The organism is Pseudomonas sp. LAIL14HWK12:I1, from assembly GCF_003202095.1.
Classification (GTDB): Bacteria; Pseudomonadota; Gammaproteobacteria; order Pseudomonadales; family Pseudomonadaceae; genus Aquipseudomonas; species Aquipseudomonas monteilii.
Genome location: NZ_QJKG01000003.1, coordinates 296,090 through 317,883, shown reverse-complemented (window position 1 = coordinate 317,883; position 21,794 = coordinate 296,090). Strand labels below are relative to the sequence as shown.

The window sequence follows — 21,794 nt, the reverse complement described above, 5'->3', positions numbered from 1 at the left end:
AAAACGTATCATATACGTCATTTAAGTCACAAAATACATTTTGCATGATGGCTCCACACCCAAACACAGGAGCATCACCATGACGCAGCAATTCAAAGGCACCGCGCTCATCACCGGCGCCTCCACCGGCATCGGCTCGATCTACGCAGACCATCTGGCCCGACGTGGCTATGACCTGGTGCTGGTAGCACGCAACCGCGAACGCCTTAACGCACTGGCCGCCCGGCTAACCAGCGAAACCCGCCAGAACGTGGAAGTGTTCCCGGCCGACCTGGCCAACGCAGCCGACCTCGCCAAGGTCGAACGCAAACTGCGCGAAGACGCCAGCATCAGCCTGCTGGTGAACAACGCGGGTATCGGTACCCATACCGGCCTGCTGGAAAGTGACGTCGAGCGCATGGCCGAAATGATCAGCCTCAACGTGACCGCCCTCACCCGCCTCACCTACGCGGCTGTGCCTGGCTTCGTGGCGCGCAAACAAGGCGCGGTCATCAACATTTCGTCCATCGTCAGCCTGGCACCGGAACTGCTTAACGGCGTCTACGGCGGCAGCAAGGCCTATGTCACCGCGTTCACCCAGGCGCTTGACAAGGAACTGGCCGGCAAAGGCGTCCAGGTCCAGGCTGTCCTGCCCGGGGCCACGGCGACTGACCTCTGGCAGACAGGTGGCTTGCCGCTCGAAAACCTCGACCCTGCCATCGTGATGTCGGCCGAGGACCTGGTGGACGGCGCCCTGCAGGACTTCGACAAGGGTGTGCTGATCTCCCTGCCTTCGGTACACGACCTGCAAGCGTTCGAGCATTACGAAGCCAGCCGCCAGGCCTTGTTCGGCCAACTGTCCAGCAACCAGCTCGCGCCCCGCTACAGGGCCTAGTGATCAAGATGAGCCCAAGCCGCACCGTTCATTTTCATTGAAAACGAGAAAGTCTTACTGCATTCAGGCTGTTTTTTGAGCAAATCGAATCGCATAGCCTGAATGCACTTTTCGACCACCCTGGAGGTAGCGCCAATGAAGGCCGTCGTTTACACCCAACCCGGTTTGCCGATCCACGCCCCACAATCGCTGTACGACGCGGAACTGCCCACCCCCAAACCCGGTGCCCGGGACCTGCTTGTCGAAGTCAGGGCCATTGCCGTCAACCCGGTTGATACTAAAATCCGTGCAAGCCGCGGCGGTGACCAGCCACAGGTGCTGGGCTGGGACGCTGTCGGCGTTGTCCGCGAGGTCGGGCCTGAGGTCACATTGTTCCGTCCGGGCGATGAAGTTTTCTACGCCGGCGCCATTGACCGCCCGGGTAGCTACAGCGAGCTGCATGTGGTGGATGAACGCATCGTCGGGCACAAGCCTCGCAGCCTGGACAATGCCAGTGCCGCCGCCCTGCCCCTCACTTCCATTACCGCCTGGGAGCTGCTGTTCGACCGCCTGGGCGTTGAAGAAAACGGTGGCGAAGGCCAGCGCCTTCTGGTGGTCGGTGCCGGTGGCGGGGTTGGCTCCATCCTGGTCCAGCTTGCCAGCAAACTCACTCGACTGACCGTCATCGGCACAGCGTCAAGGCCCGAAACCCAGGCGTGGGTAAAGGCACTGGGCGCCCATCATGTGATCGATCACGCCGAGTCGCTCCCGCTTCAGCTGGAGGCGCTCAAGCTGGGCCCGGTCGATTACGTGATCAGCCTTACCCACACCGACACCTACCTGCCGCAACTGGTAGAAGTGCTTCGCCCACAAGGCAAGCTTGCGTTGATCGACGACCCGGCGCAGCTGGATGTCATGCCGCTCAAGCGCAAGTCACTGTCGCTGCACTGGGAACTCATGTTCACGCGTTCTTTGTACAAGACCGAAGACATGATCAAGCAGCACCAACTGCTCGATCGCGTTGCGCAACTGGTCGACAGTGGTGTGCTCAAAACCACCCTCGGCGAGCACTACGGTACGATCAACGCCGAGCACCTCAAGCGCGCCCACGCCATGATCGAAAGTGGAAAAGCGCGCGGCAAGATTGTGCTGGAAGGCTTCTGATTGCCGCCAGCACAACTACCCAGGCTACCCTGCATGGGTCAGCTAAGGCTGCTCGCCCGCCAGGAAGGCTTTGCTGATTTCACGGAACTGTTCGTGGCTTGCACTGCGCAGTAGTTCGAACACGACCATTTCGCGGGTGACGACCTGAACGCCAGCCGCCGCCATGCGCTGGAGCGCCGCGAGGTGGTTTTCCGCTGTGCGGCTCGACGTGGCGTCGGCGACCACGAACACCTGCTTGCCGCTGGCCAGCAGGTCGAGTGCGGTCTGCAGCACGCACACATGGCATTCGATGCCACAGAGAATGACCTGCTCACGCTGCATCATCGCCTGCGGCAGGCATTCGGCGGGTACGCACGAAAAATGCAGCTTCTCCACCACCGGCGCCGAAGCGCAGGCTTCCCTCAGCCGTGCCAGGGTCGGGCCGAGGCCCTTGGGATACTGCTCGGAAAACACCACCGGCAAGGCCAGCCGCGCGCAGGCAGCCACCAGCCACTCGACCCGTGCGGTGAGGCGCTCGGCCTCATGCATGGCACCTATCAGCTTTTCCTGCACATCGACAACCAGCAACGTCGCCTGGCTTGCATCAATCAGAACACCACTCATAACGCACCTCTCCATTTGTTGTTGTCTGTCCCCATCCATGCGCCGTCAACGTAGCCGGGTTACATTCATATCGATGCAGCCCTGAATCGTGCGGGTCAATGGAAGGCTAGCCATCCAGGAGTTTAAAATTCTAGTTTTGCATATTTCAAACAACGATAAATCAGTAGTAGTAATAATTAGCTTAGAACGAAAAAGCCTTTTACAGAGGAAAAATATAAGAATACGGTCTTACACGGCCACCTCATCACGCTGGGGCGCTAAAGCGAGCGGCGCTGCGATCTGCCCCCCTACACCCGTGATGAGAGACCAACGCTGCATGCCAACGCCCCCACGCTCAGGCCAACCCACCCACCATACAACACGTCCCACTGTATCGGGACTAAGCATCCTGTACCCGCACCAAGGGCCAGTGCTGGCTTAACAAAACGCGGCCCCTGATTGCCGCTTGCCAACACAAGGAAAGCTCAACATGAACCAACGCCCGCCCTTTCCACTGCGATCAGGGCTGACAGCACTCGTCGCATGCCTGGCGCTGCCGCAACTCTCAGTGCAGGCAGCCGAGCAGGAGGAGACTCGGCTCGACACCGTCTCGGTAATTTCCACTGGCCTGCGTGGGCACCAACGTACGGTCGCCGACAGCCCAGCGCCCATCGACATCATCAACAGCGAGCAACTGCTCAAGACCGGTCGGGCGGAACTGTCGGAAGCCATATCGAAATTGCTGCCATCGTTCAACTTCGGCACCAACATCGCCGGGGTCAACTCGCAAGTACGCCCGCTCAGCAATCGCGGCCTTGGGCCGGCCTACACGCTGGTACTGGTCAACGGCAAACGTCGGCATAACGGCGCTGCCCCCGCCAATGGCAGCATCGATACCAGTGGCGCCAACGCTGTCGACATCGACATGATCCCGATCAGTGCCGTCGACCATATCGAGGTGCTCAAGGACAGCGCTGCAGCCCAATACGGCTCGGACGCAGTAGCCGGGGTCATCAATATCATCCTCAAGAGCAGTGCTTCTGGTGGTCATGCCGAGGCCAGCTACGGTCAATTGTTCTCGGGCCAGGGTGAAACCATCAAGAGCGCTGCCGATCATGGTTTCGAGCTGGGTGACGGGGGCTTCCTGCACCTGTCTGCAGATGCCCGCAAACGCGGTACCGCTACGTGGGTCGGGAAGTCACCGGACAGCGTCCGTGCGTTTTTCGAGGATGATCGCCAAGCCGCCTGGGATCATGTGAGCACCAAGAACGGCGACCCGGATCTGAAAGCATTCAATCTGGCCTACAATGCCGAGCTGCCATTGGCCGACGACCTCAAGCTCTACTCCTATGCCACCTATGGCGAGCGCAAGACCGAAGCGAACAACCAGTTGCGCGCGGCCAACGGCGGGGCATCGATCCCGGAGCTGTTTCCGGATGGCTACTACCCCTTGAACAACCTCAAGGACACCGACTATCAGATCCTGTTCGGGGGTAAAGGCAACGCGGCCGAGTGGGACTGGGACCTGTCCACCAGCTATGGCCGGAACAAGATCGAGCATGCCAGCGACCTGACTGCCAACCCGACCTATGGCCCCCAGTCCCCGACCAAGTGGGATGACCTGGCGACCTTGCAGTTCGAACAGTGGGTCAACAACCTGGATATCACGCGCCACTTCGATGGGCTTTTCGGTGTGTCCGTCCCCACCCAAGTGTCCGTTGGACTGGAGCACCGCTGGGAGCGCTTCAGGACATTTGCCGGGAATGACCCACGCGCCTACAGCGTCGGCCCCTACACCTTCCCGGTGGGCAGTCAGCTGTATGTCGCCAATGGTGCCCAACCTTCAACGGGCGCCCAAGGCGTGCTGGCCATCCGCCCGCAAGACGAGGCCGATCTGAAACGCAACAACTTTGCAGCCTACCTGGATCTTGGCTTCGATCTCACCCAACGTTGGTACATCGGCCTCGCCGGGCGCGCCGAACATTATGATGACATCAAGGAAAACACCTACAGCTTCAAGCTGAACTCCCGCTACGCGCTTACTGACCAGGTTGCCGTCCGCGGTACCCTGGGTTCCGGCTTCCGAGCGCCCTCTCTGACCCAGCTCGGCTACACCGTAACGGACAACCGTACGGCGGCTGATGCCAATGGCAACGCAGTACCCGCCCTGCGTTACACCGCAACGCCGGACAGCCAGGTAGCTCAAGCCTTGGGCGCAGCGGATCTGAAACCAGAGAAATCGCGTAACGCAGGGCTTGGTATCACCTGGCAGCCAGCTGCGCGTACCAGCTTCACCGCCGACGCCTATGTGATCGACATCGACGACCGCATCCTGCTCAGTGAAAACCTGTATGACCGCAGCAACGGCAACGGCGCGATCGGCGACATCCTCGAATCCGTCGGCGTGGCACGCAATACCTGGGTCAGTTACTACACCAACGCCTTCGATACCCGTACGCGTGGCATCGACCTGGTAGCCGATCACAGCAGCCAGTTCGGCGCCTGGGGCGATGTGCGCTGGAGCGCGGCCTTCAACTACAACAAGACGACCGTCGAAGGCAGCCGCGGTACGCCGGCCGCACTGCAGAATGCGGGCATCAGTGTCGTTGGTCACGCCGCAGAGGGTTTGCTGGTGGCGGCCACCCCGCGCAGCAAATGGATACTGGGCGCGAACTGGACACTTGGAAACTTCGCCGCCAACCTGCAAACCACCCGCTACGGCAAGGTCGAGACCTGGCAACAGAATGCGGCCAATGACCGTTCATTTGGCGCCAAGTGGATCACCGACCTCGACCTGTCCTACGTGTTTTTCGACAGCCTGACGCTCAGCATCGGCGGCACCAACCTGTTCAACGTGCGCCCCGACAACAACGGCATTACCCAGGCTGCCTACAAGTACAACTACGGATCCCCCCCTTTCCATCCTGGCGGCGGATTCTGGTACAGCAAAATCGCCTACGACTTCTGACCACAGGCGCAGGCTGCCCAACAATTCCACGCACAGTCTTCAGCTCGGTGACGCTTGACCTAAGAACAATGGCTAGTCCTGTGCCGGCTCATAAAGGCTCACCGAGCTGGCATCCACCGCCTTTGGCAGCAGCCCCTCGCGATAGAACGCATCGGCGATACGCTGCTGCTCAGCCAGGTTGTCCAGCTTTACCGGCTGCACGTCATAACTGCGCCGCGCGTTGGCCTGCTGCACCGTGGCGCTGTCCAGGTTGCCCCACAATGGGCCGAGAATACGCGCAGCCTCCGCCGGATTGGCCTTGGTCCAGGCACCTGCCTCGCGCAGAGCCAGGTACACCTGCTGCAGCACCTCGGGATGGGTCTTGGCATAGTCGCTACCGGCCAGGTAGTACCGCTGGTAGCTGGCCAGCTCGCTGCCATCGGCCAGGATACGCGCGTTCTGCTGGCGCTGGGCACTGGCCACGTACGGGTCCCAGGTCACCCAGGCATCGACCTTGTGGTTCTCGAAGGCGGCTCGGCCGTCGGCGGGAATCAGGTAGGCCGGGGTGATGTCCTTGAAGGTCAGCCCGGCCTTGGCCAGGGCCTGGATCAGCAGGTAGTGGCTGCCTGCGGCCTTGGTCACCGCAACGCGCTTGCCCTTGAGGTCGGCCAGGGTCTTGAGCGGTGAGTCTGCCGGCACCAGGATCGCCTGGGCCGTGGGTGAAGGGGTTTCCCGGGCAAAGTAGGTAAGCTTGGCGCCGGCGGCCTGGGTGAACACCGGCACGGTATCTGCGACGTCCGCCGACAGGTCGACATTACCCAGGTTCAGTGCCTCCAGCAGCGGCAGGCCGCTGGGGAATTCGTGCCAGCTAATGCGGATGCCCTCGGCTTGCAGGCGTTGTTCGAGGGTGCCGCGGGCCTTGAGCAGGGTCAGCAGGGTCGAGGATTTCTGGTAGCCGATGCGCAGGGTCTGCTCGGCACTGGCAAAGCTCGGCAGCAAGGCGCTGGCCAGCAGCACCAGGGCCACACGGCGCAGGGGTTTGAAGGTCATGGGGCGGGTCTCCGGGTCAGGGTTGTGCGGCCAGCTTGGCGTTGGTCGGCACGGTAAAGCCGATGGCGAAGGTCGGCGCCACATCAAGGCGTTGGTTCATCAGGCCGTGGGCCTGGTAGAAGTCGGCGGTTTCCTGTTGTTCGGCCACTGTGCGTGGGTCAATCACCTGCCAGCGCAACTGGCGTCGCTCGAATTGCAGGCGCGCGGCGTCCTCGGGGAAGCCGATGATCGCGGCCAGGTTCTTGGCGTAGGTGTCCAGGTGCTGGTTGGCCCACACCTGGGCGCCGGCCAGACGGTTGAGGTAGTCCTGCAGCGCAGCGCGTCGGGCAGGTTCGTCCAGGGCCTTGTCGGTGGCGGCGAGGAAGCTGTTGCCGCTGGACAGGCCGCGGCCGTTCACCAGTACCCTGCCCTGCCCGCTCAGTTCGGCCAGCGCGGTGTAGGGCTCCCAGGTCGACCAGGCGTCCACCGAACCGTTGGCCAGGGCGATCTTGGCGTCCACCGGGCCAAGAAAGCGAAACTCCACCTCCTTTTCGCTCAAGCCGATCTGATTCAGCGCCTTGAGCGCCAGGTGATGCCCGATCGAACCGCGACCGGTGGCGATGCGCTTGCCCTTGAGGTCGGCGGCGCTGTGCAGTTGAGCGTCCGGGCGCACCAGCAGCGCGGTGCCATAGGGGTCGGATTTGTCCACCGCGATGGCCTTGACCGGCGCCCCCGAGGCCAGCACGAACAACAGCGGCGCATCGCCGATGATGCCGGCGTCGATGGCGCCGGCATTGAGCGCCTCGGCCAGCGGTGCGGCGGCGGGAAACTCAGCCCAGTGAATGTCATAGGGCAAATCGCGCAGGGCGTCGGCGGCCTCCAGTTGGGCGCGCATATTGCCTTTCTGGTCGCCGATACGCAGGGTCAGGCGCTCGCTGGCGGCAGCCTGGCTGGCCAGCAGCGCAGCGGCGGCAAGGGTCAGCAACTTCGAACGAATGGACATGGCGCTCCTCGGTGTCGTGGCGGGCGGCGTCTTGCGGCCCGGGAGCTGCGACTGTAGCGAGAAGTGCATAATTACAAAAAGTGATTTTAGGAATAACCTAATATGCAAATTTACAGAAAACCTGTGGAAGCGGCTTTAGCCGCGAACACCGGCGTAGCCGGTGCCATGCACCGCGTTGTCTGCTTCGCGGCGAAAACCGCTCCCCAAGGGTACGCGGCGCGCTGGCGAAATCAGTTCTCTGCGCGATAGCGCAGCCCAGCGGGGCTGGGTGCTCTCCTGCAAGAATATATGGCATTACATAGAACCAGGATTATGCTAATACCTTATTTTTTCCGTTCTCTTGCGTGAGCACCGAACATGAAAATCGATGACATGGACGCCTTCGTGGCGGTCATTCGTTGCCAGTCGACCAACCTCGCCGCCGAGGCCCTGCAACTCACCCAACCGGCCATCACCCGCCGGGTGCAGAACTTCGAGGAAGACCTCGGCGCGACCCTGCTCGACCGCAACACCAAGCCGCTCAAGCCAACCCCCATGGGCCTGCGGGTGTACGAGCAGTGCAAGGCGATCCTGCGCGAGATCGATTCACTGCGCGAGTTGGTGGCCAACGACGGCGCCCCCTCCGGCACCCTGCGCCTGGGCGTGCCGCAAACCCTGGGCGATGTGGTGCTGCTCGACGCCCTGGCGCAGATCCGCGAGGCCTACCCGCAACTGCGCACCCAGGTCAGCAGCGGCTGGGGCAGCAGCCTGATCGCGCGCATGGAAAACGGCGAGCTGGACGCCGCCGCCGCGCTGTTCCCGCCGGGCAAGATCTTCCCCGAGGGCATCGCCAGCCAGTCTATCGCGCGCATGCCGCTCAAGGTGGTGGCTGCCAAGGGCAGCGCCGGCAAACGCAACTACAAGTTGCGCGACTGCTACACCCGTGGCTGGGTGCTCAACCCCGATGGCTGCGGTTTCCGCGCAGGCTTGCAGCGAGCGCTGAGCGAACAGGGACTGAGCCTGTCGATCAACCTGGAGACCTTCGGCACCGAGCTGCAACTGGGGCTGGTGGCCAACGGACAAGGCCTGGGGTTGGTGCCCGAGCCCTTGCTGATGGCCAGCCGGCACCGCGATACCCTGGAGGTCCTGAATGTGAGCGACTTCAAGCCGCAGGTGGATCTGTGGCTGTTCCATCCGCGCTATCTGGGGAACTTGCAGGAGCCGGTGGAGCTGTTTGGTGAGGTGGCGGGACATCGGTTGTTAGGGTGAAAGCGTGACGCCTTGCCCCGCGATAGCGGTACAACGCTGACATCGCCATCGCGGGGAAGCCCGCCACGCCCCTCTAAATGCAAATTACGCATAATTAGTAAAAATATAAATTCCATAAACTGATAATTAGCATAGAACAAAAAAGACTTTTACAGAGCTCATTCATACGAATACGGTCTTAGTCACACACCGTCATTCAGGGATGAACCCCCATGAGTCACCCTTCCGACAGCGCCCTGGCCGAACTCACCGAGGCCCTAGCGGCCAACGCCGAGCGCTACGATCGCAGCGCGCAGTTTCCCAAAGACAACTTCGACCTGCTCCAGCGCCACGGCCTGCTGGGCCTCACCGTGCCCCGCGCCCTCGGAGGCGGCGGCGCGGACCTGGCCACCGCGCGCCGGGTGATCGGCGCGGTCGGCAAGGGTGACCCGGCCACCGCGCTGATCCTGGTGATGCAGTACCTGCAACACTTTCGCCTGCAAGACGACACCCGCTGGCCCGCCCACCTGCGCCAGCGCGTGGCCGACGACGCCGTGCGCCACGGAGCCCTGATCAATGCCCTGCGTGTCGAGCCCGAGCTGGGTACCCCGGCCCGTGGCGGGCTGCCGGCCACCGTGGCAAGGCGCACCGCCGAAGGCTGGCGCCTGAGCGGGCGCAAGATCTACTCAACCGGCAGCCATGGCCTGAGCTGGTACCTGGTGTGGGGCCGCAGCGATGACAGCGACCCGCTGGTCGGTGGTTTTCTGGTCCACCGCGATACCCCCGGCATCCGCATCATCGACGACTGGGACCACCTGGGCATGCGCGCCACGTGCAGCCACGAAGTGCGTTTCGACGACGTCCTGATCCCCCTCGACCACGCCGTCAGTGTCAGTCCCGCCAGCGCACCGCGCGCCGAACTTGATGGCGAGGGGCTGCTGTGGATGGCCGTGCTGCTGCCGGCGGTGTACGACGGCGTGGCCCGCGCCGCGCGGGACTGGCTGGCGCGCTTTCTCAACGAGCGCACGCCGTCCAACCTCGGCGCGCCACTGGCCAGCCTACCGCGCTTCCAGGACGTGCTCGGGCGCATCGACACCCTGCTGTTCGCCAATCAGAGCCTGCTCGATTCGGCCGCTGCCGGGCACATCGCCCCAAGTCATGCCGGGCAAATCAAGCACCTGGTCAGCGCCAACGCCATCCAGGCCGTCGAGCTGGCCATCGAAGCCGCCGGCAACCCAGGGCTGTCGCGGCGCAACCCACTGGAGCGGCATTACCGCGACGTGCTGTGCAGCCGCATTCACACGCCCCAGGACGATGTGGTGTTCGGCCAGGTCGGCCGCAACGCGCTGACGGAGGTCGCAGCATGAGCCGTTCGATCATCGCCAGCCAGTTGGACACCCAGGCCAACCAAGTCTTGCGCGAGCGACTGGTGGACCATGAGGTAATCGATATCCCCTTCGGCCAGTTACACGTCGATGTACCCGCCGATGTTTTCATTCTGCGCCCGGTGAACATCCGCGGACAGCGGGTCGACACCCCGCCGCCGGGCTGGCCGTGGAACCTGAAGTGGGTACAACTGGTGTCCTCAGGCATCGACTTCTACCCCGACTGGGTGTTCCAGGGCCCGCCGGTCACCAGCGGCAAGGGCGCCAACGCCGAGCACGTGGCCGAGTTCGCCCTGGCCCTGGTGTTCGCCGCCGCCAAGCAACTGCCGGAGCTGTGGGTCAAGGACGCCGACTGGCGCCTGACCCCACTGGCCCCGGTACGTGGCCGCACCCTGGGCATTCTCGGCTTTGGCAGCATCGGCCAGAGCCTGGCGCGCAAGGCGCAGGCCCTCGGCCTGCGAGTGCTGGCCCTGAGCCGCCCCGGCCACCCCATCGCCGAGATTCCCGGCGTGGAGCGTGCCGCCGATCTGCGTGAGCTGTTCGCTGGCAGCGACCACCTGGTGCTGGCCGCCCCGCTGACCCCCGCCACCCGCGGGCTGATCGACCGCCAGGTGCTGGCCCATGCCCGCCCCGGGTTGCACCTGATCAACATCGCCCGGGGCGGCTTGCTCGATCAGGAGGCGCTGCTCGACGCGCTGGACAGCGGCCTGATCGCCCGCGCCAGTCTCGATGTCACCGAGCCCGAGCCGCTGCCGGCGGGCCATGCGCTGTACCACCACCCACGGGTGTTCCTGTCACCCCACACCTCGGCTATTTCCGAGGACGGTTACCCGGCCTTCCTCGACGCCTTCATCGCCAACTTCCACCGCTACCGCGAGCAGGCGCCCCTGGCCAACCTGGTCGATACCGCGCGCGGCTACTGACCACCGGAGAACACACCATGACTTCACTGTCTGCCGTCACCAGCAATACCGCCCAGAGCGTTCGCCAACGGGTCAGCGCCGAGGAATGGGAAGTACGCGTCAAGCTGGCCGCCGCCTACCGCCTGGCCGCGCTGTTTCGCTGGACTGACCATATCTACACGCACTTCTCGGCCCGCGTACCGGGGCCGGAGGAGCATTTTCTGATCAACGCCTTCGGCTTGCTGTTCGATGAAATCACCGCCTCCAACCTGGTCAAGGTGGATGTCGACGGCACGATCATCGACGACCCGCTGGGGCTGGGCATCAACCAGGCCGGCTACGTGATCCACAGCGCCATCCACCGTGCCCGCCCCGACCTCAAGGCGGTACTGCACACCCACACCCGCGACGGCGCGGCGGTGTCGGCCCAGCGCGATGGCCTGCTGCCGATCTCCCAGCACGCCCTGGCCTACTACAGCCGCGTGGTGTACCACGACTACGAAGGCGTGGCGCTGGACCTGGACGAGCAAGAGCGGTTGGTGGCCAACCTGGGCGCGAGCAACATCCTGATTCTGCGCAACCACGGGCTGCTCACGGGCGGTGTCAGCGTGGAGCATGCCTTCCGCGAGCTGCACGGGCTGGAGCGGGCGTGCAATATCCAGGTGGCGGCCCAGGCTGGGGGCAATGATCAGCTGCTGCATGCGGCGCCGGCGGCGATTGCCAAAGTGCATGAGCAGTCCAAGCGGTTTTCCGACGGCCAGGGTGAGGGGATCCAGCGGCATTGGGATGCGCTGATTCGCCAGCTGGATCGGGAGGGGCGGGACTATCAGGACTGACTGAAGGCATCTGCTGCCAGTACCGGCCCTTTCGCGGGCAAGCCCGCGAAAGGGCCGGTACTGGCGAACTCCATCTTGATCAAGGATCACCCCATGCCCTCACTGCACCGCCTTTTCGCCATCAGTTCCCTGGCCCTGGTCTTGTCCGGCTGCTCCCCCGCCGACAACACCGCCGCCAGCAAGACCCTCAACATCGCCTTCTGGGGCGACAACACCACCCTGGTCAGCGTCGACCCGTTCCAGGTCTACTGGCTGGAACACCGCGTGCTGCTGCGCAACGTCGCCGAGTCGCTCACCGACCAGGACCCGGACACCGGACGCATCATCCCGTGGCTGGCCAAAAACTGGGAGATCGGCAGCGATGCACTGAGCTACACCTTCCACCTGCGCCAGGACGTCACGTTCAGCAACGGCGAGCGCTTCGACGCACACGCCGTGAAGACAGCCTTCGACAGCAACAAGGCCTTCGCCACGCAACTCCCCGCCACCTTCGGCGCCACCTACCTGGCCGGTTACGATCACGCCGAAGTGATTGACGACTTCACCGTGCGCCTGGTGCTGTCCAAGCCCAATGCAGGCTTCCTGCAAGCCACCTCGACCACCAACCTGGCGATCCTCGCCCCGGCCTCGTACAAGCTGACCGCCCAGGAACGCTCGCTGGGCAAGATCATCGGCACCGGCCCGTTCGTGCTCGAACACTACACGCCGGAAGTCGGCGCCAAGCTGGTCAAACGCGCGGACTACGCCTGGGCTTCGGCCAACGTGCGCAACCAGGGCGCTGCCCACCTGGACACCGTCGAGGTCAGCTACATTCCCGAAGAAAGCGTGCGCAACGGCCTGTTCCTGCAAGGCAAAGCCGACATCCTGTGGCCGCGCACCCCGTTCTCGGAGGTCGACCTCAAGCTGTTCCAGTCCAAGGGCGCGACCATCCAGAGCCGGTCGCTGCCGGGGCCTGCGCTCAACCTCTACCCCAATACCCGCAACAACCGCCTGCTGGGCGACCGCCAGGTGCGTCTTGCCCTGCAGAAAGCCATCGACCGCACCAGCTACGCGCACACCGTGTACAACGCCGAGTTCCCGGTGGTCAGCGGGGTGTACGACGTGACCACGCCGTACTTCAAGGCCCAGGCCGACAAGCTGGCCTACGACCCCAAGGGCGCCGAGCAACTGCTCGAAGCCGCCGGCTGGCACAAGGGCGAGGACGGCTACCGGCAGAAGAACGGCCAGCGCCTGACCCTGCGCTACAACCTCACCCCCGCCGAAAGCGCAGGCGATGTGCTGGTGCAGGACCAACTGCGCAAAGTAGGCATCGACCTCAAGCTCAATGTGCTGACCCGCGCCGAGTGGGTGGCCGGCAACACTTCCGGCAACTACGACCTGACGTCCACCTACATGACCCGCGCCGACCCGATCATCCTGCAGACCATCCTCGACCCGCGCGCCGCCAACAGCGCAACGCTGGCCACCAACAGCTACGAGCCGCACACCCTGCCCAAGGTCCAGGCGCTGTTCGACAGCGGCATCACCGCCACCGCCGACCCGCAGCGTGCCGCCGCCTACGGCCAGTTGCAGGACCTGCTGGTGGACGAGGCGGCAGCCTTCCCGCTGTACGAACGGGTCTGGCAGGCGGCCACCGCACCACGGGTCAAGGACTTCCGCTGGACCGCCGAAGGCTTCGCCTTCCTCAGTGACATCCAGGTCGGCCAGCCATGAAGCGCTACCTGATCGGCCGCATCGGCCAGGCGCTGCTGGTGCTGTGGGGTGCCTACACCATCAGCTATTTCATCCTCTACCTGCTGCCGGGCGACACCCTGGCAATCATGCTCAGCGCCTCCGGCATGGAAGCCGACGGCCTGTCGCCCGAAGACCTGGCCAAGGCCCGCGCCTACTACGGGTTGGACAAGGGTCTGTTCGAGCAGTATTTCGACCTGCTCTGGCGCGCCGTGCACGGCGACCTGGGCCAGTCACTTTCGCTGGGCCGGCCGGTCACCGCGCTGCTGGCCGAGCGCCTGCCGCAGACCCTGTCGCTGGCCGGCCTGGCGATCGTGCTGTCGTTGCTGGGTGGCGTGGGCCTTGCCTACCTGACCGCCTACCTGCAATGGCGCCCGCTCAAGACCGCGCTGACCCGCCTGCCGTCGCTGGGCTTTTCGGTGCCGGTGTTCTGGATGGGGCTGCTGCTGATCCAGGTGTTCGCCTTTGGTCTGGGCTGGTTCCCGGCCACCGGCAGCCAGGGCTTTGCCAGCCTGGTGCTGCCAGCCGTGACACTGGCCATTCCCAGCGCTGCGGTGTACGCCCAGGTGCTGCAACGAGGCTTCCAAGGCGTGTGGCAGGAGCCGTACATCGCCACCGCCTTCGCCAAGGGCCTGAGCCGGGCGCAGGTGCAGGCCCGGCATGGTTTGCGCAACGCGGCGCTGCCTCTGCTCACGCTGGTTGGCCTGCAGGTGGGCAACACGGTGTCCGGTGCGGTGCTGGTGGAGACCATCTTCTCGCGCAACGGCGTCGGCCGCCTGGCCCAGGAAGCCGTGCTACGCCAGGACATTCCGGTGGTGCTGGCCATCGTCGCGGTGTCAGCGGCGGCCTTCGTGGTGGTGAACCTGATTGTCGATCTGCTGTACCCGTACCTCGACCCACGCATCACCCATACCGCCAAGGTGAGCTGATATGACTTCCGATACTCGCCTCTATCATCCAGTCCCCTCAACGGCTGCACAGCAATGGCAACGCCGCACGCGCTGGCAACGCCTGCACGAGGCCTTGGCCCCGCTGCTGCGCCGCCCCGGTTTCAGCCTGGCCTTGCTGGTAGTGCTGTTCGCTCTGCTGAGCGCGCTGGCTCCTCAACTGCTGACCAGCTTCGACCCCTACGCCACCTCCCCCGCCGACAAACTCAGCGCGCCGAACCTTGTGCACTGGTTCGGCACCGACGAGCTGGGCCGCGACCTGTACACCCGGGTGGTCTACGGCGCGCGCTTGAGCGTGCAGGCCGCGCTGCTGGCGGTGGTCATCGCCCTGGCCGGCGGCCTGGGCCTGGGCGTGCTGGCCGGCTTTGCCGGCGGGCGCGTGGACGCCGCGTTGATGCGCCTGATCGACGTGCTGCTGGCCCTGCCCGGTCTGTTGCTGGCCCTGGCGATCGTCACCGCCATCGGCTTTGGCACGGTGCCGGTAGCGATTGCCGTGGGCGTCGGCATCATCCCCGGCTTTGCCCGCACCACCCGCGCCGAGGTGCTGCGCATCAAGACCCTGCCCTATGTCGAGGCCGCGCGTTTGGGCGGCGCCAGCTGGGCGCGCACGCTCCTGCGCCATGTGCTGCCCAATGCCTGGGGGCCAGTGGCGGTGCTCGCCACCCTGGACTTCGGCGCGGCCATCCTCGCCACCGCGGGCCTGAGCTTTCTCGGCTTTGGCGCTGCGCCACCGGCGGCCGAATGGGGCACACTGATCGCCAATGGCCGCCACTTCCTCATCACCGCCCCGTGGGTGTCCCTGTTGCCGGGATTATTCGTGGTGGCCGTGGTGTTCAGCCTCAACCACCTGGCGCGCAGCGTCGAGGAGCATGCCCGATGAGCCAGCCTGCGTTGATCGAGGTCCGCGACCTCAGTGTCAGCTACCACTTCGCCGGGCAGCGTACCGAAGCCGTACGCCAACTGTCGTTCAGCCTGAACCAGGGCGAAACCCTGGCCATCGTCGGCGAGTCAGGCTCGGGCAAGTCGACCCTGGCCAACGCCCTGCTGGGCCTGCTGCCGGGCAACGCACGGATCGACCAGGGCCAGTTGCTGGTCGCCGGGGTCGATGTGGCCACGGCCAGCGAGCCGGCCCGCCGCCAGTTGCGCGGGCGTACCGTCGGCCTGGTACCGCAGGACCCGATGGTCAGCCTCAACCCCACCCTGCGCATTGGCCGGCAGATCGCCGAAGCCCTGCTGCTGGCCCGCGGCCGGCGTTATCCGGGGCTGGACACCGATGTGCTGGAGCTGCTGACCCAAGTGGGCCTGGACGACCCGGCCCTGCGCGCCCGCCAATACCCCCACGAGCTGTCCGGCGGCATGCGCCAGCGGGTGCTGATCGCCATCGCCCTGGCCGGCGATCCGCGCCTGATCATCGCAGACGAGCCCACCAGCGCGCTGGATGTGACCGTGCAACGGCGCATTCTCGACCACCTGCAACGGCTGGTGGCCGAGCGCGGCATCTCGCTGCTGATCATCACCCACGACCTGGGGATGGCCTGCGACCGCGCCGACCGCCTGCTGGTGATGAAGCACGGCGAGTTGGTGGAGCACGCCTCGCCGCGTCAGGTGCTGTGGGGCACGCCACAGCCCTACACCCGCGACCTGCTCGCCGCTGCGCCCGCCTTCGTGCCGCGCCAGCGGCCGAACACAGCCCTGGGAGAAACGCCGCTGCTGCGTCTGAGCAACGTCGGCAAGCGCTTTGCGCTGCCGGGCAAGGACGCCAACTTCACTGCCCTGCACGACCTGAGCCTGGAGGTCAAAGCAGGCCAAACCCTGGCCATCGTCGGTGAATCGGGCTCGGGCAAGAGCACCGCGCTGCGCATCGCCCTGGGGCTGGAGACGCCCAGCCAGGGCCGTGTTGAGTTTGCAGGCCAGGACGTTACCCACTACAGCTGGCGCCAGTTCAGGCCACTGCGCCGGCGTATCCAGCTGGTGCAGCAAAACCCCTTCGCCGCGCTCGATCCGCGCTTCACGGTGTTCGACAGCATCGTCGAGCCGCTGGTGGCGTTTGGTGTGCTCAAGGGCCAGGCTCTGGAGCGCAAGGCGCGTGAATTGATCGCCCGGGTGCAGTTGCCAGTGCACTTTCTCGACCGCCTGCCGCGGGAGTTGTCCGGTGGCCAACGCCAACGGGTGGCGATCGCCCGGGCCCTGGCGCTGGAGCCGCACGTGTTGCTGCTGGACGAGCCGGTGAGCGCGCTGGATGTGTCGGTGCAGGCGCAGATCCTCGCGCTGCTCGATGAGTTGCAGCGCGAGCTGGGGATCGCCTATGTGCTGGTGTCCCATGATCTGGCGGTGGTGGCCAGCATGGCCGATCAGGTGCTGGTGCTGCGGCGCGGGCAGGTGGTGGAGCAAGGGCCGGCGCTGGAGGTGTTCAGCCGGCCGGCCAGTGCCTATACCCGGGAGTTGATTGCGGCGATCCCGGGGCATTCGCGCAGTGTGTTGCCGGTGGCGGTGTAAAGGCGGATCCCCTGATTTGCCTTGACGGCCCTGTCGCAAGCTCCCACAAGGTTCACACCGGACACTATGGGAGCTGGCGAAGCCTGCGACAGGATCAGGCAGAAACAAAAAACAATGCATATTATTTAATTTCTCAAATAATACTTATGCATAATTAGCTTAGAACCACAAAGCCTTTCACAACCCCCTCCCCTCCACGCTAACGTCCCCTTTACCAGTCCGACCCCACACCCGGCGGAGGCCTCCATCACCTGATTGCAGAAGGACTCCCCATGAGCAAGCGACAAATCAAACTCGGCGCGATGATCCACGGTGTCGGCCACGGCTGGGGCGAATGGCGACACCCCGAGGCGCTGGCCGATGCCAGTGTCAACTTCGGCTTCTACAAGCAGCAGGCGCAGCTGGCCGAGGCCGCCAAATTCGACTTCGCCTTCATCGCCGACAGCCTGCACATCCACGCCCGCTCCAGCCCCCACTACCTCAACCGCTTCGAGCCGTTGACCATTCTTTCGGCCCTGGCCGCAGTCACCTCGCACATCGGTCTGGTGGCCACGGTCACGGTCAGCTACACCGAGCCGTTCCAGGTCGCACGCCAGTTCGCCTCGCTGGACCTGATCAGCGGCGGGCGCGCCGGCTGGAACGTTGTCACCTCGTGGTTATCAGGCACTGCCGACAACTTCGGTAAGGCCGAGCACCCGCCGCATGCCGTGCGCTACCGCATCGCCCGCGAGCACGTCGAGGTGGTCAAGGGCCTGTGGGATTCGTGGGAGGACGATGCCTTCACCCGCAACAAACACACCGGCGAGTTTTTCGCCCCGGACAAACTGCACACCCTCGGCCACCAGGGCGAGTTCTTCAAGGTCAAAGGCCCGCTGAACATCCAGCGCTCGCCCCAGGGCCAGCCGCTGATCTTCCAGGCCGGAGTGTCCGAGGACGGACGTAACTTCGCCGCCCAGAACGCCGATGCGATCTTCGTCAGCCCCGAGTCGTTCAGTGACGCCCGCGCCTACTACCAGGACCTCAAGCAGCGCGCTGCCAAGCATGGCCGCGACCCTGAGCAGCTGTTTATCCTGCCGGGCATCCGCCCCATCGTCGGGCGTGACGAGGAGGAAGTGCAACACCGCTACCAGCAGGCCGTGGAGCTGGTGAGCATCGAGGATGCCATCGTCGCCCTGGGCCGCCCGTTCAACGACTACGACTTCAGCCAGCACGCGCTGGACGCGCCCTTCCCCGACCTGGGCACTCTGGGCGACAACAGCCACAAAGGCACCGCCGACCAGCTCAAGCAGTTGGCCCGGGACGAGCAACTGACCCTGCGCGAACTGGCCCTGCGCTTCTCGCGCCCGCGCCGCGACTTCGTCGGTACCCCCGAGCAAGTGGCCAACGCCCTGCAGGACTGGTTCGAGCACGGCGCCGCCGACGGTTTCATCATCAACCAGCTGCTGCCCGATGGCCTGCAGTACTTCACCGAGCTGGTGGTACCGCTGTTGCAGGCGCGCGGGCTGGTACGCGGCGAGTACGCAGGCGACACCCTGCGCGCCAACTTCGGGCTGGATGTGCCGGCCAACCGCAATACCTTGCGCCGCGAACAAAGCGCAGTGGCTTGAGACCGCCAGGGCTGCTTTGCGGCCCCAGCCCGCCCATACCCCCAGAAAAGGAATTTTGCTCCATGACTCTCGAATTCGTCGGCCTCATCGGCCCCCAGGAAGGCAGCGAATCCCAGGCCCCGCGCGGCCCGCTGGTAGACCTGGAATTCATCAAGGCGTTCTCCCAGGCCCAGGAATACGGCGGTTTCGACAAGGCGCTGCTGGCAGTCAACACCAGCGCGCCGGACTCGATGATCCTGGCCAGCTACGTGGCCGCGCTGACCGAGCGCATCGGCCTGCTGGTGGCCCACCGCCCAGGCTTCCAGGCACCGACCTTCGCCGCCCGCCAGTTCGCCACCCTCGACCAGCTCAGCCGTGGCCGCGCCTCGATCAACGTCATCACCGGCGGCGACAGCGGCGACCTGCAGCGCGATGGCGACTTTCTCGACAAGGACGCCCGTTACGCACGCACCGACGAGTACCTGGAGGTGCTGCGCAACACCTGGACCCGCACCGAGCCCTTCGACCACCAGGGTGAACATTACCGGGTGGAAGACAACCTGACCCTGGTCAAACCGGTGGGCAAGCTGCCGATCTACTTCTCCGGCGCCTCCGACGCCGCCGTGGAGGTCGCCGCCAAGCACGCCGACGTGTACATGATGTGGGGCGAGCCGCTGGAGCAGGTGCGCGAGCGGATTGCCAAGGTCCGCAAGGCCGCCGCCCGCTACGGGCGCGAGAAGCACATCCGCTTCAGCCTGTCGCTGCGCCCGATCCTCGGCGCCACCGAGGACGAAGCCTGGGCCCGCGCCGAGCGCATTCTGGCCGACGCCAAGCAGCGTATCGGCATCCGCCAGGGCAACCGCCGCGAGAAGAACTTCGGCAAGAGCAACGTGGGTTCCGAACGGCTGGTGCAGCTGGCCGGCAAGGTGCACGACACCCGGCTGTGGACCGAGATCGCCGCGCTCGGCGGCGGTGCGGGCAACTCCACCTCGCTGGTGGGCACGCCGGACCAGGTGGCCGAGGCTGCGCACGCGTATTACGAGCTGGGGGTGAGTACCTTCTTGTTCCGGGGGTTCGATCAGTTGCGCGATGCGGTGGAGTATGGGCAGGCGTTGATTCCGCGGATCAAGGCGCTGGTTGCGCTGCGGGAAGGTGAGCGTAGCGCGCGTACGGCTTAGATCTTCATAACGGCAACGGCCCCTTCGCGGGGCAAACCCGCTTCCACGAAAGCACGACCGCTGTGCATCGTGGGAGCGGGTTTGCCCCGCGAAGGGGCCTTTTCATGTTGCCGCCAAATGAATGAACAACACACCACAAAATACAAATAACGCATTTAGCAAAACAAACATAATGATTGAATTACATAATTAACTTAGAACAAAAAAGCCTTTCACAACCCACGTAAAGATCATTAAGTTCTGTAAACCGACCCCGACCTGGCGGAGGCAAATGGATTCGTGCCAACCGTCGTCGGGCCTCGCCATGCGTCCGCCTGCCCTGTTGCGCACATCCGAACCCAACTTCTCGGAGACCGCGACATGGGATTGTCCCGTAGAGATCTGATCGCCCGCCTCGCCGCCATCGGCGGCTATTCGGCGGCACTGGGCGCGCTGGGGCAGAACGCCCTGGCCGCCACCTTCGAACCCCTGCAACTGGCCGCCAACGGTGGCAACGGCAAGCGCGTGCTGATTGTCGGCGCCGGTATTTCCGGACTGGTGTCGGCCTACGAGCTGCGCAAGGCAGGCTTCAATGTGACCGTGCTGGAGGCCCGCGAGCGGGTCGGCGGCCGGGTCTGGACCCTGCGCCAGGGCGACCGTATCGAACACAACGACGGCACCACGCAGCGCGTGGAGTTCGACCAGGGCCAGTTCTTCAACGCCGGCGCCGCGCGCCTGCCCAGCCATCACCTGACCATCCTGGGTTACTGCCGCGAACTGGGCGTAGAGTTGCAGGTGCTGGTCAACAGCAGCCGCAACGCCCTGGCCCAACCCGACCTTGCCCGTCCACCGCTGCTGCTGCGCCAGGCGGTCAACGACACCCGTGGGCATTTCAGCGAACTGCTGGCGCGCAGCGTCAGCCGCAACAGCCTGGATGCCGAACTCAGCAGTGGCCAGCGCAAGGCGCTGCTGGACTTCCTCAAGGTCTACGGTGACCTCGACAGCCAACAGCAGTACCGCGGCTCGGTGCGCGCCGGCTACACCCGCTTCGCTGGCGCCGGCGACCAGACGCCGATCCAGCGCCAACCCGTGCCGCTCGATCAGTTGCTGGACAGCAACCTGCTACTGCCGCTGGTGTTCGACGAGATCCCCGAGTTTTCCTCGACCATGTTCCAGCCAGTGGGCGGCATGGACCAGATCCCCAAGGCCTTCTACCGCCAGGTCCAGGACAGCGTACGCCTGGGCGCCGAGGTGCTCGGGGTCGAAACCGGCGACACCGGCGCCAAGGTAGTGTGGCGTGATCGCAAGAGCGGCCAGCAGCACGTCGAACAGGCCGACTACGCCATCGTCACCCTGCCCTTGCCGCTGCTGGCCAAGTTGCCGAATAACTTCGACGCGCCGTTCAAGCAAGCCATCGCCAGCGCCGAAGGCGACAAGGCCAACAAGGTGGCCTGGCAGTCGCCGCGGTTCTGGGAAACGGATTTTCAGATCTACGGCGGCCTCAGCTACATCAACCACGAGGCGCGCACCCTGTGGTACCCCAGTGATCGTCTCAACAGCGCCCAAGGCGTGCTGGTGGCCACCTACAACACCGGTGGCGTGGCCCAGCAGTTCGCCGCCAAGCCATTGGCCGCGCAGATTGCCTCGTCGCGCCAGGCGGTGGAATCGCTGCACCCCGGTCACAGCCAGAAACTCGGCCGGCCGGTGGTGGTGAACTGGTCGAAGATCCCCTTCAGCGAGGCGCCGTGGATCGTCCACGACGAAGTCGCCCAGCCCGGCTACGACCGGCTCAACCAGCCCCAGGGCCGCACCTGGCTGGCCAGTGACGCCCTGGCCCATGGCGGGGTGGGCATCTGGCAGAACAGCGCCGCCGAATCCGCCCGCCGCGTGGTCAGCCTGATCGCCCGACACGCCAGCCAGACCACCCGCGGCGCTGCCGCCTGACCCTG

At 64.8% G+C, this 21,794-nt stretch carries 17 protein-coding genes; 14 read left to right on the top strand and 3 right to left on the bottom strand.

Features of this window, described 5'->3' with window-relative positions; all coding sequences use genetic code 11:
• The first annotated feature begins 79 nt into the window (after positions 1–79).
• Positions 80–874, top strand: coding sequence for an SDR family oxidoreductase (locus D906_RS10810; protein WP_016714249.1), 795 nt, complete (start codon positions 80–82; stop codon positions 872–874).
• 135 nt (positions 875–1,009) lie between these two features.
• Positions 1,010–2,017, top strand: a complete 1,008-nt coding sequence (locus tag D906_RS10805; RefSeq protein ID WP_019096432.1) for a zinc-binding alcohol dehydrogenase family protein — start codon at positions 1,010–1,012, stop codon at positions 2,015–2,017.
• Positions 2,018–2,059: 42 nt separating this feature from the next.
• Here the strand turns inward: D906_RS10805 and D906_RS10800 are convergent, their stop codons facing one another.
• Positions 2,060–2,620 carry a hydrolase gene (locus tag D906_RS10800; protein WP_019096433.1) on the bottom strand — a complete coding sequence of 187 codons (561 nt, stop codon included), beginning with the start codon at positions 2,618–2,620 and terminating at the stop codon, positions 2,060–2,062.
• Positions 2,621–3,089: 469 nt separating this feature from the next.
• On the opposite strand from D906_RS10800, the gene D906_RS10795 reads away from it, so the two are divergent.
• Positions 3,090–5,567 carry a TonB-dependent siderophore receptor gene (locus tag D906_RS10795; protein WP_027615169.1) on the top strand — a complete coding sequence of 826 codons (2,478 nt, stop codon included), beginning with the start codon at positions 3,090–3,092 and terminating at the stop codon, positions 5,565–5,567.
• A 72-nt stretch (positions 5,568–5,639) separates the two neighbouring features.
• On the opposite strand, the gene D906_RS10790 is transcribed toward D906_RS10795, so the two are convergent.
• Together D906_RS10790 and D906_RS10785 are read right to left on the bottom strand one after the other, a co-directional pair.
• Complete coding sequence (locus D906_RS10790) at positions 5,640–6,596, bottom strand: aliphatic sulfonate ABC transporter substrate-binding protein (RefSeq protein WP_025753138.1); 957 nt, start codon at positions 6,594–6,596, stop codon at positions 5,640–5,642.
• A 16-nt stretch (positions 6,597–6,612) separates the two neighbouring features.
• A complete protein-coding gene (locus D906_RS10785) occupies positions 6,613–7,578 on the bottom strand; it encodes an ABC transporter substrate-binding protein (RefSeq protein ID WP_033694579.1) in 966 nt (321 codons plus the stop codon).
• A gap of 357 nt (positions 7,579–7,935) precedes the next feature.
• On the opposite strand from D906_RS10785, the gene D906_RS10775 reads away from it, so the two are divergent.
• From D906_RS10775 to D906_RS10725, 11 genes are all read left to right on the top strand, one after another.
• Positions 7,936–8,826, top strand: a complete 891-nt coding sequence (locus tag D906_RS10775; protein WP_016714255.1) for a LysR family transcriptional regulator — start codon at positions 7,936–7,938, stop codon at positions 8,824–8,826.
• Positions 8,827–9,038: 212 nt separating this feature from the next.
• Entirely contained in the window at positions 9,039–10,172 is a 1,134-nt protein-coding gene (locus tag D906_RS10770; protein WP_027609014.1) for an acyl-CoA dehydrogenase family protein, read from the top strand.
• A complete protein-coding gene (locus D906_RS10765) occupies positions 10,169–11,113 on the top strand; it encodes a D-isomer specific 2-hydroxyacid dehydrogenase family protein (protein ID WP_025753143.1) in 945 nt (314 codons plus the stop codon). Before D906_RS10770 ends, D906_RS10765 begins: the two co-directional genes overlap by 4 nt.
• Positions 11,114–11,130: 17 nt before the next feature.
• Positions 11,131–11,928, top strand: a complete 798-nt coding sequence (locus D906_RS10760; protein WP_019098633.1) for a class II aldolase/adducin family protein — start codon at positions 11,131–11,133, stop codon at positions 11,926–11,928.
• Between the two features lie 93 nt (positions 11,929–12,021).
• On the top strand, positions 12,022–13,641 hold the full coding sequence (locus D906_RS10755; RefSeq protein ID WP_027615167.1) for an ABC transporter substrate-binding protein: 1,620 nt from the start codon (positions 12,022–12,024) through the stop codon (positions 13,639–13,641).
• Positions 13,638–14,588 (top strand): ABC transporter permease, encoded by a 951-nt coding sequence (locus D906_RS10750; RefSeq protein ID WP_019098635.1) that lies wholly within the window; start codon positions 13,638–13,640, stop codon positions 14,586–14,588. The genes D906_RS10755 and D906_RS10750 overlap by 4 nt, the downstream gene beginning before the upstream one ends.
• Before the next feature lies 1 nt (position 14,589).
• A complete protein-coding gene (locus tag D906_RS10745) occupies positions 14,590–15,486 on the top strand; it encodes an ABC transporter permease (protein ID WP_027615166.1) in 897 nt (298 codons plus the stop codon).
• A complete protein-coding gene (locus tag D906_RS10740; protein ID WP_016714262.1) occupies positions 15,483–17,102 on the top strand; it encodes an ABC transporter ATP-binding protein in 1,620 nt (539 codons plus the stop codon). The genes D906_RS10745 and D906_RS10740 overlap by 4 nt, the downstream gene beginning before the upstream one ends.
• Before the next feature lie 272 nt (positions 17,103–17,374).
• Positions 17,375–18,709: an LLM class flavin-dependent oxidoreductase gene (locus D906_RS10735; protein ID WP_016714263.1), complete on the top strand. Its 1,335-nt coding sequence runs from the start codon at positions 17,375–17,377 to the stop codon at positions 18,707–18,709.
• 62 nt (positions 18,710–18,771) lie between these two features.
• Positions 18,772–19,866, top strand: coding sequence for an LLM class flavin-dependent oxidoreductase (locus tag D906_RS10730; protein ID WP_016714264.1), 1,095 nt, complete (start codon positions 18,772–18,774; stop codon positions 19,864–19,866).
• Between the two features lie 360 nt (positions 19,867–20,226).
• On the top strand, positions 20,227–21,789 hold the full coding sequence (locus tag D906_RS10725) for an NAD(P)/FAD-dependent oxidoreductase (RefSeq protein WP_016714265.1): 1,563 nt from the start codon (positions 20,227–20,229) through the stop codon (positions 21,787–21,789).
• Positions 21,790–21,794: the final 5 nt, after the last annotated feature.

What these genes read in the sequence shown, in the direction of transcription:
- D906_RS10810 (WP_016714249.1), top strand. Translation starts at nt 80, where the DNA reads ATGACGCAGCAATTCAAAGGCACCGCGCTCATCACCGGCGCCTCCACC.
- D906_RS10805 (WP_019096432.1), top strand. Translation starts at nt 1,010, where the DNA reads ATGAAGGCCGTCGTTTACACCCAACCCGGTTTGCCGATCCACGCCCCA.
- D906_RS10800 (WP_019096433.1), bottom strand. Translation starts at nt 2,620, where the DNA reads ATGAGTGGTGTTCTGATTGATGCAAGCCAGGCGACGTTGCTGGTTGTC.
- D906_RS10795 (WP_027615169.1), top strand. Translation starts at nt 3,090, where the DNA reads ATGAACCAACGCCCGCCCTTTCCACTGCGATCAGGGCTGACAGCACTC.
- D906_RS10790 (WP_025753138.1), bottom strand. Translation starts at nt 6,596, where the DNA reads ATGACCTTCAAACCCCTGCGCCGTGTGGCCCTGGTGCTGCTGGCCAGC.
- D906_RS10785 (WP_033694579.1), bottom strand. Translation starts at nt 7,578, where the DNA reads ATGTCCATTCGTTCGAAGTTGCTGACCCTTGCCGCCGCTGCGCTGCTG.
- D906_RS10775 (WP_016714255.1), top strand. Translation starts at nt 7,936, where the DNA reads ATGAAAATCGATGACATGGACGCCTTCGTGGCGGTCATTCGTTGCCAG.
- D906_RS10770 (WP_027609014.1), top strand. Translation starts at nt 9,039, where the DNA reads ATGAGTCACCCTTCCGACAGCGCCCTGGCCGAACTCACCGAGGCCCTA.
- D906_RS10765 (WP_025753143.1), top strand. Translation starts at nt 10,169, where the DNA reads ATGAGCCGTTCGATCATCGCCAGCCAGTTGGACACCCAGGCCAACCAA.
- D906_RS10760 (WP_019098633.1), top strand. Translation starts at nt 11,131, where the DNA reads ATGACTTCACTGTCTGCCGTCACCAGCAATACCGCCCAGAGCGTTCGC.
- D906_RS10755 (WP_027615167.1), top strand. Translation starts at nt 12,022, where the DNA reads ATGCCCTCACTGCACCGCCTTTTCGCCATCAGTTCCCTGGCCCTGGTC.
- D906_RS10750 (WP_019098635.1), top strand. Translation starts at nt 13,638, where the DNA reads ATGAAGCGCTACCTGATCGGCCGCATCGGCCAGGCGCTGCTGGTGCTG.
- D906_RS10745 (WP_027615166.1), top strand. Translation starts at nt 14,590, where the DNA reads ATGACTTCCGATACTCGCCTCTATCATCCAGTCCCCTCAACGGCTGCA.
- D906_RS10740 (WP_016714262.1), top strand. Translation starts at nt 15,483, where the DNA reads ATGAGCCAGCCTGCGTTGATCGAGGTCCGCGACCTCAGTGTCAGCTAC.
- D906_RS10735 (WP_016714263.1), top strand. Translation starts at nt 17,375, where the DNA reads ATGAGCAAGCGACAAATCAAACTCGGCGCGATGATCCACGGTGTCGGC.
- D906_RS10730 (WP_016714264.1), top strand. Translation starts at nt 18,772, where the DNA reads ATGACTCTCGAATTCGTCGGCCTCATCGGCCCCCAGGAAGGCAGCGAA.
- D906_RS10725 (WP_016714265.1), top strand. Translation starts at nt 20,227, where the DNA reads ATGGGATTGTCCCGTAGAGATCTGATCGCCCGCCTCGCCGCCATCGGC.